General features: G+C 54.2%; 14 protein-coding genes. 1 reads left to right on the top strand and 13 read right to left on the bottom strand.

Features of this window, described 5'->3' with window-relative positions; translation table 11 throughout:
* Positions 1-160: 160 nt before the first annotated feature.
* From IQ254_RS25320 to IQ254_RS25300, 5 genes are all read right to left on the bottom strand, one after another.
* The gene (locus tag IQ254_RS25320; RefSeq protein ID WP_193968934.1) at positions 161-1,213 is read right to left on the bottom strand and encodes a YeiH family protein; all 1,053 of its coding nucleotides are present in this window, start codon (positions 1,211-1,213) and stop codon (positions 161-163) included.
* 337 nt (positions 1,214-1,550) lie between these two features.
* Positions 1,551-2,651, bottom strand: coding sequence for an Mrp/NBP35 family ATP-binding protein (locus IQ254_RS25315; RefSeq protein ID WP_193968933.1), 1,101 nt, complete (start codon positions 2,649-2,651; stop codon positions 1,551-1,553).
* Positions 2,644-3,624 (bottom strand): HEAT repeat domain-containing protein, encoded by a 981-nt coding sequence (locus IQ254_RS25310; protein ID WP_193968932.1) that lies wholly within the window; start codon positions 3,622-3,624, stop codon positions 2,644-2,646. The genes IQ254_RS25315 and IQ254_RS25310 overlap by 8 nt, the downstream gene beginning before the upstream one ends.
* 169 nt (positions 3,625-3,793) lie before the next feature.
* Positions 3,794-4,021 carry a ferredoxin family protein gene (locus IQ254_RS25305; RefSeq protein ID WP_193968931.1) on the bottom strand — a complete coding sequence of 76 codons (228 nt, stop codon included), beginning with the start codon at positions 4,019-4,021 and terminating at the stop codon, positions 3,794-3,796.
* Positions 4,022-4,287: 266 nt separating this feature from the next.
* On the bottom strand, positions 4,288-5,991 hold the full coding sequence (locus IQ254_RS25300; RefSeq protein WP_193968930.1) for a fumarate reductase/succinate dehydrogenase flavoprotein subunit: 1,704 nt from the start codon (positions 5,989-5,991) through the stop codon (positions 4,288-4,290).
* Positions 5,992-6,352: 361 nt separating this feature from the next.
* Between IQ254_RS25300 and IQ254_RS25295 the strand changes: the two genes are divergently transcribed.
* Positions 6,353-8,392 (top strand): LysR substrate-binding domain-containing protein, encoded by a 2,040-nt coding sequence (locus IQ254_RS25295; protein WP_193968929.1) that lies wholly within the window; start codon positions 6,353-6,355, stop codon positions 8,390-8,392.
* A 148-nt stretch (positions 8,393-8,540) separates the two neighbouring features.
* On the opposite strand, the gene IQ254_RS25290 is transcribed toward IQ254_RS25295, so the two are convergent.
* The 8 genes from IQ254_RS25290 to IQ254_RS25255 all read right to left on the bottom strand — a co-directional run bounded on the left by IQ254_RS25290 (position 8,541) and on the right by IQ254_RS25255 (position 12,283).
* A complete protein-coding gene (locus IQ254_RS25290) occupies positions 8,541-8,951 on the bottom strand; it encodes an HNH endonuclease (RefSeq protein ID WP_228041083.1) in 411 nt (136 codons plus the stop codon).
* Positions 8,948-9,307, bottom strand: coding sequence for a hypothetical protein (locus IQ254_RS25285; protein ID WP_193968928.1), 360 nt, complete (start codon positions 9,305-9,307; stop codon positions 8,948-8,950). The genes IQ254_RS25290 and IQ254_RS25285 overlap by 4 nt, the downstream gene beginning before the upstream one ends.
* 364 nt (positions 9,308-9,671) lie before the next feature.
* Positions 9,672-9,908 (bottom strand): DUF3368 domain-containing protein, encoded by a 237-nt coding sequence (locus IQ254_RS25280; RefSeq protein WP_193968927.1) that lies wholly within the window; start codon positions 9,906-9,908, stop codon positions 9,672-9,674.
* Positions 9,909-10,193: 285 nt separating this feature from the next.
* A complete protein-coding gene (locus IQ254_RS25275; protein ID WP_193968926.1) occupies positions 10,194-10,403 on the bottom strand; it encodes a hypothetical protein in 210 nt (69 codons plus the stop codon).
* 468 nt (positions 10,404-10,871) lie between these two features.
* Positions 10,872-11,240, bottom strand: a complete 369-nt coding sequence (locus IQ254_RS25270; RefSeq protein WP_193968925.1) for a VOC family protein — start codon at positions 11,238-11,240, stop codon at positions 10,872-10,874.
* A 149-nt stretch (positions 11,241-11,389) separates the two neighbouring features.
* A complete protein-coding gene (locus tag IQ254_RS25265) occupies positions 11,390-11,749 on the bottom strand; it encodes a type II toxin-antitoxin system PemK/MazF family toxin (RefSeq protein WP_193968935.1) in 360 nt (119 codons plus the stop codon).
* Positions 11,724-11,975, bottom strand: a complete 252-nt coding sequence (locus IQ254_RS25260) for a hypothetical protein (RefSeq protein ID WP_193968924.1) — start codon at positions 11,973-11,975, stop codon at positions 11,724-11,726. Before IQ254_RS25260 ends, IQ254_RS25265 begins: the two co-directional genes overlap by 26 nt.
* A 50-nt stretch (positions 11,976-12,025) precedes the next feature.
* On the bottom strand, positions 12,026-12,283 hold the full coding sequence (locus IQ254_RS25255; RefSeq protein ID WP_193968923.1) for a hypothetical protein: 258 nt from the start codon (positions 12,281-12,283) through the stop codon (positions 12,026-12,028).
* Between the last annotated feature and the right edge of the window lie 225 nt (positions 12,284-12,508).

The raw sequence follows: 12,508 nt of genomic DNA, 5'->3' as shown, positions 1-12,508 counted from the left end.
AGAAGCTAGAGAATCACATCGGTGCGATCTGGATGTTCATCCATGACTACAATCGCCAAGTCAGACAGAAGTTGGCAGAACGGGAAGAGTCCATCTTTTCCTCTGTCCTTTACTAAAATGTACTACCCTTTTTTGAACTATCGACGTAGCCTAAAATTCGTTAGATAAAGAGATATCCAAAGACAATCATGGCCAGGCTAGCGACTGATAAAAAGAACCAAGATAGCCCCGCCAGATAGAGCGGCTTCACCCCCAGCCGAGCCAGGTTAGATAGATTGGTCTCTAGCCCCATCGCCACCAGCGCCATGCAGAGCAGCCACTGATTGCCGCTGAGCACCACAGCTTTGATGGGGGTTGCAATCAGACCGAGGCTATTGACCACAACTAAAAGGCCAAAAAACACCACGAACCAGGGAATCGGAATCGATGCCCGCCGTGGTTGCTGGGAATGGCGAGTTTGCCAGCCCAGGCTAACCATAATCGGTACCACCAGCAGCACTCGCGATAGCTTGGTGACGGTGGCCAATTCGCCGCTCAGATCGCCCTTTTGAAAGGCGGTGGCAATCACCTGGGCCACTTCGTGCACCGAGGCACCGCACCAGATACCAAAGGCCTGGGGGCTGAGCTGCATCAGGGTGCCCAGCAGCGGATAGGTGAGCATCGCCAGGGTGCCAAAGCCGGTAATGGTGGCGATCGCGTAGGCCATATCCTCCTCAGAGCCCTCGACTACGGTGTTGGTGGCCACCACCGCCGAGGCACCGCAAATCGAGGTGCCCGCTGCAATCAGCTGGGTCAACCGGGCATTGATACCCAGCCGTTGCCCCAGCCAGCAGGTGAGGTAAAAGGTAGCGATGGTGCCGATCGTAACTATCCCCAGCCCCCAGGGGCCCACGGCCATCACCTCTGCCAAACTGAGCCGCAGCCCCAGCAAAATTACCGCCAGCCGCAGCACCCGCTTCATCGCAAATTTGATGCCGGGGCTATAGGCGTGAGGCACCTGGCCCCACTGCCGCCAACCAATACCCAACAGCACGGCCAGCAACAGCGGGTTGAGGGTCTCCAGGCCAATGACCCAACCCAACCCAATCGCCAGCCCAGCCATCAGCGTCGTCAGCAACAGCCCCGGCACAATGGCCAGGCTCTGGGTTTTCCAATCAGCCGAAACCGTTCCCAGGGAGGGTTTCCCTGGGTCAGACTGAGACGATAATTTCATGGTTACACCTTGTATAGGGAGAAGGAATATCGGGCAGCACCGCGACTGTTAGCAATAGCCCCATCGCCATGCGAGGCCAGGGCACGTCATCAACCCGCTTAAGTCAGCGTTGCCCGACGGCTCACCCAAACGCAGGTATTAGAAGAAAAAATCAACTATCCCCAAACTCAGCCGCCACGTTCTGGTCGCCATGGCGCTCTCCATGGGTGTCAACATGAGGAAAGGATTCCTGCAATGACTGGTCAAGTCAGGAGTGAGGTTGTAGCAGGAATCCGGAAAAAATTGAGGGCGGTTGAAGGGGTTTTGCATCCAAAACTCCTCCCCTGGTCTTCCCTCATCAGCACACCGTGGTCAGGGGCTCCACCGCCGCCACGCCAAAGGTGGTGTTTAGGCCCAACGCAATCTGGCCAAAGATTTGGCTCAGGGGGGCGTCGGGCAGCTTGAGCGGCAGCGGCACGCCGGCATCGCCCTGATTGCAAATTCGGGGGTCAATCGGCACCTGGCCCCACAGGGGCACCGACAGTTCGCTAGCGATTTGCGCGCCGCCGCCGCTGCCAAATATGGGCGTGGGTTCGCCGCAGTGACCACAGAGCAGATAGCTCATATTCTCGACCAGGCCCAGCACCGGCACCCCCACCTGGCGAAACATATGCACACTGCGGCGCACGTCAGAAACCGCCACCTGCTGCGGCGTGGTCACCATCACCACGCCGCCAATGGGGCTTTCTTGCACGATGGTGATCTGGGCATCGCCAGTGCCGGGGGGTAGGTCAATCAGCAGGTAGTCGAGCTCGCCCCAGTCCACCTCATGAATGAATTGGGTGATGATTTTGTGCATCACTGGCCCCCGCCAGGCTAGGGGATGATCGGGCTCGGCCAGCAGCCCCACCGACATCAGCTTGATACCGTGGGCCTCTAGGGGCACAAACCGCTGCCCGGCGGGGGTATCGACTAGCTCTACCGCAGCCTGGCCCAAGCCCAGCATTTGCGGCACATTGGGGCCGTAGATATCGGCATCGAGGAGGCCCACTTTGGCCCCAGTTTTGACCAGCGCGGCCGCCAGATTAACGGCAGTGGTCGATTTGCCCACCCCACCCTTACCGCTCGACACCGCCAGCGTGGTGCGCACCCCCGGAATGGTGCAGAGCTGGGCGTAGGCCTTTTTGCACCAGGGCAGCTGCGCCAGGGTGGCCTGCACCAGGTCTTGCAGATCGAGCTGATGACAGCCCACGTAGAGCCGCAGATAGACATAGTCATCGACCACCTGCAAATTGCGCACCATGCCCAGGCTGACTAAATCGTTGCCGAGGGTGGGCTCGCGCAGGGTTTTGAGCTGGGCGATCACCGCCTGCTTGCGGCTGATTGCTTCAGGGCTAGGGGCGACGTCTTCAGCGGGGGCCGCAGCGGCGCGGTGAAAGGGGGAGGCATGGCTAGACATTGGAGGTTTCTGGCAGAGACTTCTGAATCGCGTCAATGGCCCGCTGGGAAAAAATCCGCACGTCCATATCGGGGTCGTTGAGGGTCTGTTGCAGGGCGGGCAGGGCCTCGGCTTGAGCCAGCTTGCCCAGGGCGGTGGCGGCATCGCGGCGCACGTCAGAATACTCATCGGCCAGCGCTTTGATCAGCACGGGTAGCGCGCGCTCGTCAGCGGTTTTTTGCAGGGCGCGGGCGGTAAACTTGCGCACCTGCCACTCAGGGTCGCCCATGGCCGCTATCAACGCCGCGATCGCCGCCGGATTGGCCAACAGATCCAGCGACTGGGCCGCATTGCGCCGCACCTGCCAATCGGCATCGCTGGTGAGCAGTTCGCACAGCAGCGGTACCACCTCGGCGTCGCTCAGGTGGCCCAGGGTCAGCGCTGTCGCCCGCCGCACCGATGCGTTAGCATCCTGGGCGAGGGCCAGGGCCGGTTCGCAGCGCACCACCTGGTTGAGGTAGCGCAGGGTAATCACCGCCGCCTCTCGCAGGGTGGGGTTTTCTGACTCAAAGAAGGGCAAGACAAACGGTAGCGCCTGGGCATCGTGAATCTTGCGCAGCAGCACCAGCACGTTGAGCTGGGCGTAGGTATTGCCCACCTGCAAAACATCCAGCAGCTTCATCAGGTCGTTGGTGGAGACCAGTTCCTTCAGGGCTGAGAGCGCTTCATCGCGCACGTTCGCGTGGGGCGAGCTGAGACATTCGATCAGCGGAGGAATGGCAACCGGGTTGGCAAACTCCCATAGGGTAGTGACGGCAATTTCTTGCACCGTCGGGTTTTCTTCGTTGTAGAGCACCCCAATCAAGGGCTCGATCGCATCTTCATCGCCCAGGTGTTGCAGGGTTTTGACCGCCACCAGGCGATCGTCTAGCTGGGGCGATCGCAGCATCTCAACCCACTGAGCGACTTCAGGATCCATATCGGTGTTGTGCATGGTTTGGAGTTTCCTAATGACAGCAGGGATAGGAGGTGGGGGAGCAGTGGAGCAGGGGGGCAGGGGAGCGACGGCAGAGAGATGGTTGACTTACCTTCTTGTTAGGGTGTTGCATCGATGGTTGATGTTGCCCCTCTGCTCCCTAGCTCCCTAGCCCCCCTGCATTTCCTCACCTCAGCAAGAACGGAATCTGCACCGTAATCGCCCCGGTAGGGCATTCCTGCTCGCAGGGCAGGCAAAACCAGCACTCGTCGTACTTCATGTAGGCTTTGCCGGTTTCGGGGTTTTTCACCAGTACATCGAGGGGGCAGACCTCAATGCAGGCCACGCACTTTTCTAGGCATTTCGATTCATCAACGATTACCGGTACGTCAACGCGTTGGGAGGTTAGAGCCATGAAAAATTCCTTCAGGTCAATGGTCAGGGATCGGGGTTTCGGAGGGGCACAAGGTGGTGCACCCTCACTGGAAATGTTCTTTAGCCAAGTTTTCCAGAGAACAGTGATTTGAAGTTGAGCGGTAGGTTGGGTGTAGCGATAGCGGAACCCAACACCAGGGAATTTAGGTTGGGTTGCACTTCGTTTCACTGCACTTCCTTTTTCACCATAGGGACAACCTACGGGGTTACCGGGTCAGCTAGGGGAGACGGTGGGCGGTGCCCACCCTACCGCACGGCAACGTCGTAAACTTCCTCGATCAGATCGACATCGACGATATAGGGCTCGACCGGGCGCTTAAACAGCTCCATGTGGCCCGCTCCATCCTTCTTCAGGTTGACGTGGCAGAACCATTCCTCGTTATTTTTTTCGGGATAGTCGAGGCGGTAGTGGTACAGGCCCCAGCGGGTTTCTTTGCGGTAGAGTGAGGCGCGGGCCGCCATTTCGGCACAGTCGCGGATGAAGTGCACTTCCATGCAGCGCATCAGCTCGTGGGGGTCGCGGGCGCCCATCAGGTTGAGGGTCTCTTCGTAGGCAACAAACTTTTGCAGGCCGATGTCCATCTTGTTGGGGGACTTGGGCGGTTGCAGATAGTCGTTCACCAGGCGACGCAGCTTGTACTCAATCTGGGTATGGGGTACGCCTTCGGGCTGCTCCATGGGCGCATAAATTCGGGCCTGCTCAGCGGCCAAAAAGTCGGCATCGGGCTCGACGTGCTCCAGGTCGCGCAGGTAGTCCATGGCGTTTTCGCCCGCGATGCGACCATAGACAAAGGCACCAATCATGTAGTTATGGGGCACGCTGGCCATGTCGCCAGCGGCATAGAGGCCCGGCACCGTCGTTTCAGCCCGTTCATTCACCCATACCCCTGAGGCGCTGTGGCCGCTACACAGGCCGATTTCGGAGATATTCATCTCGACGCCGTGGGTGCGGTAGTTTTCGCCGCGTCCCTCGTGGAAACGGCCCCGGCTGGGCCGTTCGTTGTCCCAAAGAATGGTCTCGATCTCGTTGATGGTGTCGTCGTCGAGGTGGTACATCTTCAGGTGTACGGGCCCTTTGCCAGAGTTGAGCTCTTTGTAGACCTCCAGCATCATCTGGCCGCTCCAGTAGTCACAGTTGATGAAGCGGTGGCCCTCGGCGTTGGCAGTGTAGGCGCCAAAGGGGCTGGCCACGTAGGCGCAGGCGGGGCCGTTGTAGTCTTTGATCAGCGGGTTGATCTGAAAGCACTCGATGTTGGTCAGCTCGGCCCCGGCATGGTAGGCCATGGCGTAGCCGTCGCCCGCGTTGGTGGGGTTTTCGTAGGTGCCGTAGAGGTAGCCCGAGGCGGGTAAACCCAGGCGACCGCAGGCCCCGGTGCAGAGCACTACAGCTTTGGCCTGAATCACCACAAAATCGCCGCTGCGCACGTCAAGGCCCACGGCCCCGGTGACACGACCATTTTGCACCATGACGCGGGTGGCCATCACCCGATTGGTAACGTTGACCTTATGGCGCTTGACCTGGCGAGCGAGGATTTTCTTCAGATCCTTACCCTCGGGCATGGGCAGCACGTACTTGCCGACCCGGTGCACCTGCTTCAGGTCGTAGTTGCCCTCGTGGTCTTTTTGAAACTTAACCCCCCAGCTCTCCAGCTCTTGAATCACGCTGAACCCAAGCCGCCCGGTTTCGTAGACGGCTTTTTGGTTGACAATGCCGTCGTTGGCGATGGTGATTTCGCGCACGTACTGCTCTGGGGTAGAGTTACCGGGAATAACAGCGGTGTTGACGCCGTCCATACCCATGGCGATCGCGCCACTGCGGCGAATATTCGCCTTCTCCAAAATCAGCACGTCGCTCTCGGGGCTGGCCTGCTTCGCCTTAATGGCGGCCATGGTTCCAGCGGTGCCACCGCCGACGACTAGGAAATCAGTTTTAAGATACTGAATGTTCACTCAACCACGTCCTTGGTTTAAACGGCAGTGAAATCAAATTATCGAACTAGCTAAATGCTTGAAATTCACAGCTAGTCCTTGGCTCTGAAGCCTTGCAATCAGCAGTTTAAAGGAGCCTGCCAAAGTCAATCAACATGGTTTGTAGCAATGAACACGGTTTATCCATCACACCCTTCTATAAACTCATAAAATATACAAATAAGATTCGCCAAACAGTTTACTCAAGTTACCCAAAGTACTTCATAAAAAAAATTGAACGGTCAAGGTGTATCTTTACTAGGGTCTAATAAGATTAGTTAGACTGGACGTGAGAATTAACCTTTAAGGCCAACTTAAAAAATACTTTAGGCGGGTAATCTGAATGGAAATCTACCAGTTAAAAGTATTCCTAGAAGTAGCTCGCTGCCTCAGCTTTACCGAGGCAGCTGACACGCTCAACCTCACCCAGCCAGCGGTGAGTGCAAAGATTAAAGCGTTGGAAAACAATCTCGAAACCCCTCTATTTCGTCGCCTAGGGCGGCGCATAGAGCTGACCCAGGCAGGCGAGTACCTGCTCGAAGAAGGCCCAAATCTGGTCGATTTGGAGAGTCGCCTCAGGGCTGAGGTCGATGAGATTAAGCAGGGAAAATTTAGCCATCTGACCGTTGGCTGCATGCCCGATATTCTAGGGCACTGGTTACCATCTGTACTGTACGAATATCGCCGTGTCCACGCTGATATTCAAACCCGATGCATGCAGTTTAATACCGTCGAGTCGCTATATCGTGCGATTAAGACTGGCGAGGTCGATGTCGCCATATCAGATCTCAGTTTTTCAGCCTTTGACGAAATTTCAGAACTCGCCATTGGCTCCGTTCACTACTCATTAGTGGTATCTAGCAGTCATCATCTCGCCCAAAGCTCTTGGCTAAGTCTCAAAGAGTTAACCGATCAGGCTTGGGTACTGCCTCCGGATGGCCTGCCGGGCCGCATTATGCTGCAAAAGCGCATGCAGGAACTGGGGCTAAAGTTAAACGATTTTGCCCAGGTTGAAGTCGTTGATACGTCAAGTTTGATCCGCACCTATTTGCTCCAGGGGCACTACCTGGGGTTTGCTTCTGACTTTGAATTTCAGGTCGAGTGCGCGGCCGGGTTACTGCGCCGGATTCCCCTCGAAGAGTTTGCCCTGGGTACACCCCTGTTTTTGCTGATGGCCAAACGGCTAGGACGGGCCCTAGGTCTGGAGGGGCATCCCCCAGGTCGCAGCAGTATCGGCATAGAGCCCTTGCGGCAGTTTGTGGCGATGGTGCAGCAGCAGCCCGGCGTCGGCCAAAGTTTCATGTCTCGACAGCGGCCATCTGCCCCAGTGACCCTGCCAGCGACTGTGGAGCAGCCCAGTCCCCAGGCACCCCGATTTCAGGCCCCTAACTTTTTGGTGCGGGCTGGGGCCGCTAGCGGTACCGAAACCATTGCGCTGACAATCGGCACCCAAAACCGCACAATTCAAACCGTCACGGCTGGGCTGATTATTCAGCGGCTCAGCTTACTAGAGCATTTTTTGCCCCGTGAGGGCCGCTACGGTGGTGTGCAGTACCGCATCCAATGGGCCGACTACAATTCTGGAGCACCCATTGTTGCCGGGCTAGAAGCCCAAAAAATTGACATTGGGGTGCTGGGCGACTACCCCCTGTTGCTCAGTGCCGCATCGACCTCCGGCACTCCGGCAGGCACTCGCCTGATTAGCTTTGTGGCCAGCAACCTGGATGGCACTGGCAACGACATTATCGTGCCCGAGCACTCGGCCCTTGGCTGTATCGACGATCTAGCGGGTCGAGTAATTGCGGTGCCCTTTGGCTCGGCGGCCCACGGCATGGTGATGCGATCGCTCCATCACCGGCACATTCTGGGTGATGTCACCCTGGCCGCTCTCGACGATGTCAATTCTCAGCGATCGGGCCGCAACGCCGCCATCGATGGCTACGCCTACTTTGCCCCCTTCCACGAAATCGCCAGACACCGGGGCCAGTTTCGCCGTCTGCTGTCCGAAAATCTCGACGGCCTGCCAACCTTCCACGGGGTAGTCATTCGGGAAGCCTTGGCCGAACAGTACCCAGAAATTGCGGTGGCCTATCTGCGGGCGCTATTAGCCGCTCAATATTGGTATACCACCCAGCCCATGGCCACGACCCTGGTCAGCCGCTGGGTGAATATGGATGCCGCCATTGTGGCCAAAACCCTGCGCTCTAGCGCCAGTGACCCGGCGACTGTGGTCTACATGCCCGAAACCCAGCTGCGTACCGACTGGCTGCAGGCTCATATTCACCAGATCGGGGAGATTGCCGGACAAGAGCACCTGGGTCAGATCAACCTCGATCGCTGGATGCAGCCCGAGTTTTTGGCCAAGGCCGTCGCCCTAATCTAAAACGCGGCTTTGATAGGCCGGATGATGCAAATTAGCGATGATTCGACAGTAAAGTCCCCGAGATGCTAGAGCTTGGTATAACTGAAGTCGGCTAGCCTCATTCATTTTTAGCAAAAATGTGGTGGTACGCCCAATGGCGGTTAAGCCTCTAAATATACTGCCCGATCGCGATTAACCCTGCTCGCTCTTGCACCCGATCGGGATGGTTGAACTGAAGAATCAGGACGGTAACTCTGCCTTCTGCGGTTTGGGGAATGATGGTAGCGTCTGAGAGGGTGAAGTGATCCTGCCAGGTCTGTGTTCTGGGATGAAAGAAGGGCGCGAGTTGGTTGGTTTCTGGGTCGATAGAGCCGAGGTCAGTGCCTTTGGCGCGGTTGCAGTAGGGGCAAGCTAGGGCAAGGTTTTCGAGGGTCGTGGTGCCACCATGCTTTTCAGAAATGATGTGTTCCATCTCAAAGGCAAGGAGGGTAACGCTCTGGGGAAAGCGGCAATATTCGCAGCGACTTTTGGCCTGTTCAATGACTTGCTTGCGTAGGGCAGCGGGCACATAGGTACTCATGATGTCTGAAGCTGTTCCAAGGCATGGGTTTTAGCCAAACGCACTAGATGCTCTAAGGTCAGGTAGCGCTCTAGTTCAGCTTCACCCTTTGCAGAAAGGACTCCTGTCTTGCTTTGAGCTAGCAGATCGCTGACCCGTGCTTGGAATTCTGGAGAAGAACGAATGGCGAGAATTTGTTCGGGGGTGGGTTGGCTGGCAAGAAGAAGAATGATGTCCTGCTCGTCAAGGAAATTAGCGGATCGTTGTTGAGTTTCTAACTCCTGTAAACCCAGCTCTAGCACCTGTGGCAGTTGGGTTTGAAACTGCTGAAGTCGTTTGGCAAGGTCGTCGGGGATATCGATGGTAATTTGTGCCATAGCGGTTTAAGGAGTTGAAGGGGTGATTAGATCATATGCCAGGGCAATAGCTTCAGATTCGCCTTGATGCCAATCGCGCTGCAAAAGATTCACGAATGCTGTGTTTTTCACTGCCTGGGAAATTAGCCACCCCTAATTGGTGGCGGCTTGTAGACCACGAGAACTGGGCAGATCTTCATTATTGGCGGTGGTCAAGGTTAGCCAGCTCACGGGCTTTGCCGAAGGACAGCAACTCTTGGGCATCAAGGGCAACGGCTAGTACCGAAAGGTAGAAGTAAGAAGGTAGAAGGCAGAACGGGAACCCCAGGTCTCATAAGGGTTTCCGCGTGAGTAAGATGAAGTGGTGAGGAATGCAGTTGATCCGCTAATTCTTTGGTTTGTTTAACAACGCTTGAATAATACGATGGGAGACACGAAAGTTTGTTTTTTGCAACTGCGCGATCGCATCTGCAAGCTCGACTAAACCTTGACGCGCAGCATCATCCAGGATGCCAAGAGTACCGATAACAGGAAGTCCCCGATCGCTAGCCATCCGTCTTCCTAATCTTTCATCGATGCTCAGAAGATAGTTGATCGGTGAAGTATCGGCAACGACGATCATGGGGTGCTATTGGTAGCCTGTGCCCCGAGTTGGCGGCGGGTTTCACGATCGCCCTTTAAATCCGCCTTGTCGTAGTGTAAATCAGTATTATGCTGTTGCAAAAACGCATCTACTGCTGGCCCGCGCTCCGAAAGACCAGCGTGCGGTAGGGGATGGTCTAGCCAAACGGGGGCAAAATGTGTCGCTGTCTATGCCCCTCACGGCGAAGGATGAGCGGAACTCTTGGCAGACTATCGAACTCGTTTTGGGAGGGATCAGTAGTGGAATAGCGGAAACGCATGACAACTAAGCCTGATCCGCTGACTCTAAAGCTTGCATTAACATAGCGCCAACCCCAAAGCTGTTGTAGGGGGTCGGCAAATCATAGGTTTTGAAGGGTTCTAAGGGCGAGATATCCTCTGCTGCCTCTAGATCCTCTGCCAAAATCCGAATCAGTTTCAGCTTCTCGACGATGGAGAGTTGGTGGACAGCGGGAAGAAGCTCAGACAGATTCATACAGAAATCTTCCAATTGAGAGAGCTACAGCATAATTTTAATCTGATAAAGCCAAGTATCACAATCACCGCGAGGCCAACGCGCCGCCGCAGGCACAAACTGATTCTAAGAAACGCCACTTAACAATTAGCGTGCATTGATTTGTTAGAGTGCTTCTTTCCATCTACGACTAAACTCAAGGAAAAGAACTGGCTAGTTCTTACCTATCGTATTTACACAATGCCTTACTCATATTCCCCCTGATTGCATCTGTCGGTATCCTGTTTGGCTCCTATCCTATGTGTACTAATATTCCAGGGCCGTTTCATTCTAAATTACAGTTTTTGCGAGTTCATAAGGATACGTGGTCTTAGGCTTCCGATTCATATGATGACGATAGCTGAAAGCCTGAGAATTCGTTGACTAAATCTAGAATGAAATGACCCTGTTCGAATATCCGTTGCATTTGAGTTATTAGCTTGCAGTTGGTCACGCCGCAACTTCAGTGATTTGCACTGTGCGCCCGCTTGGGTCAGTGACATTAACCCAACGCCCCCATTCTGATTCTTTCGGTGCGGTCTTTGGCTCGATGCCCAATTCGTGCAACTCCGCCAAAGTCCTTTTAAGTGATACAACCTTAAACCCCAACATCGTTGTATGCGTACTCGATCCTTGATGCGAGCTGGCTTTGCTTGGATACAACTCCAAAACCAAGCCGCCAAAATCGTATGAATAATGAACTGGGCCGGAACCATGTTGCTCTTGAATAAACGCAACGCCAAGCGCACGATAAAACGACAACGATGCTTCAATGTCGCCTGCACGAATGACGATGAGCGAAAGTGCGGTTGATTCCATGCTCTTTATTATCACGCATCTTGAATGTAACGGCATGCGACCAAGCCGCGCGTTGCAAGCTAACGACCAAGTTGAGCGGCGACAGACAAGACCGAAACGAAGCAACAAATCTTCATTCGCCGATCCAACGACGTGTTATCCTGCGGTCGCTACAAGCTCAGAGTGTGTTTCAATGCTTCATCAATTTCTGCTGTTGGCAATGAGCCAATCACGCGATGAATCGCTGATATTACAATCGTTGCCAGATTATCAGTCATCACAACTGAGTCTGTAAGCAAACCTGACTGTTGCCCCTCAAGAGAATTTAGCAAAATTGTGACACGACTGGGATGTCCTGCCCGAAACATTTGGCTGGTAATCATAGCAACAATGACTTGGGGCAGTCCTGTCTGCAAGTCATCGGCTTGCACGATCAAGGCGGGACGTGTCTTCGCAGAACTCAGGTTGGAATTTGGAAAGAGCACTAGAGCAACATCACCTCGATTAACAGTTGGCTTTGGCTGCGTCATAGTTGTCATAAACACTCATTTCAGGGCTATTCCAATCGTCTGAGAAGGTAGCTAGACTGACGCGTAGAGCTTTAGCCTGCTCTCTGTCAATTCCTTGAGATGCTAAATCAATATCATTCGATTTCACGAAGGTAACAATTACACAAGTTCCTTCAGGTACGTTATTGGGATTTTCCGTAAGTTCTATACGACCATTGCGGTAAACTCCTTCAACACTTATTAGCATGTTCCCTCCTTAAAACTTAGGCCTAACAGAATTATAACTTTAACAAGAACTCACTTTTGAATTCCTTGAGTAATGTCGCCAACAGTTAAATCCTCTTCGACTTTCACCCCTTGAAGGAAAGATAATGCTTGACTATCTTTTTCTTCAAAACTAAGCCATTTAGAAACTAATTCAGCTATCACTTCAGAAAAGGGAACTATGAATCGAAATAATGCTAGTAGCAGAGCTAACTTGACTACCCCCGCAACAATTTCACTAAAAGGAGATAAGGAAAAGATCGAAAAAATCGGAGGGATGACCAAATACATAATTAATAAGCTTAAAAATCGTGCAACTTGATCTCTTTCACTCAATGTTTTTGTTGCAGATCTAGAAACGAATTCAACATCACCATGTTCATTGTATGGTAACCGTCCCAGGAATTTAACGAAGGTTTAGGGATTTTGGGTCAGGAGACTCGGTAAGGTAAAACGATGAGCGACGAGATCGAGATAGCCGGAATCCGCGTTCCTAAGGCCGACTGGGAGGCGACC

Origin of the sequence: Nodosilinea sp. LEGE 07088 (assembly GCF_015207395.1) — a bacterium.
Lineage (GTDB): Bacteria > Cyanobacteriota > Cyanobacteriia > Phormidesmidales > Phormidesmidaceae > Nodosilinea.
Note: the sequence above shows the minus strand (reverse complement) of the source record. Positions and strands in the feature narration are given on the sequence as shown.

What these genes read in the sequence shown, in the direction of transcription:
- IQ254_RS25320 (WP_193968934.1), bottom strand. Translation starts at nt 1,213, where the DNA reads ATGAAATTATCGTCTCAGTCTGACCCAGGGAAACCCTCCCTGGGAACG.
- IQ254_RS25315 (WP_193968933.1), bottom strand. Translation starts at nt 2,651, where the DNA reads ATGTCTAGCCATGCCTCCCCCTTTCACCGCGCCGCTGCGGCCCCCGCT.
- IQ254_RS25310 (WP_193968932.1), bottom strand. Translation starts at nt 3,624, where the DNA reads ATGCACAACACCGATATGGATCCTGAAGTCGCTCAGTGGGTTGAGATG.
- IQ254_RS25305 (WP_193968931.1), bottom strand. Translation starts at nt 4,021, where the DNA reads ATGGCTCTAACCTCCCAACGCGTTGACGTACCGGTAATCGTTGATGAA.
- IQ254_RS25295 (WP_193968929.1), top strand. Translation starts at nt 6,353, where the DNA reads ATGGAAATCTACCAGTTAAAAGTATTCCTAGAAGTAGCTCGCTGCCTC.
- IQ254_RS25290 (WP_228041083.1), bottom strand. Translation starts at nt 8,951, where the DNA reads ATGAGTACCTATGTGCCCGCTGCCCTACGCAAGCAAGTCATTGAACAG.
- IQ254_RS25285 (WP_193968928.1), bottom strand. Translation starts at nt 9,307, where the DNA reads ATGGCACAAATTACCATCGATATCCCCGACGACCTTGCCAAACGACTT.
- IQ254_RS25280 (WP_193968927.1), bottom strand. Translation starts at nt 9,908, where the DNA reads ATGATCGTCGTTGCCGATACTTCACCGATCAACTATCTTCTGAGCATC.
- IQ254_RS25275 (WP_193968926.1), bottom strand. Translation starts at nt 10,403, where the DNA reads ATGAATCTGTCTGAGCTTCTTCCCGCTGTCCACCAACTCTCCATCGTC.
- IQ254_RS25270 (WP_193968925.1), bottom strand. Translation starts at nt 11,240, where the DNA reads ATGGAATCAACCGCACTTTCGCTCATCGTCATTCGTGCAGGCGACATT.
- IQ254_RS25265 (WP_193968935.1), bottom strand. Translation starts at nt 11,749, where the DNA reads ATGACGCAGCCAAAGCCAACTGTTAATCGAGGTGATGTTGCTCTAGTG.
- IQ254_RS25260 (WP_193968924.1), bottom strand. Translation starts at nt 11,975, where the DNA reads ATGCTAATAAGTGTTGAAGGAGTTTACCGCAATGGTCGTATAGAACTT.
- IQ254_RS25255 (WP_193968923.1), bottom strand. Translation starts at nt 12,283, where the DNA reads ATGTATTTGGTCATCCCTCCGATTTTTTCGATCTTTTCCTTATCTCCT.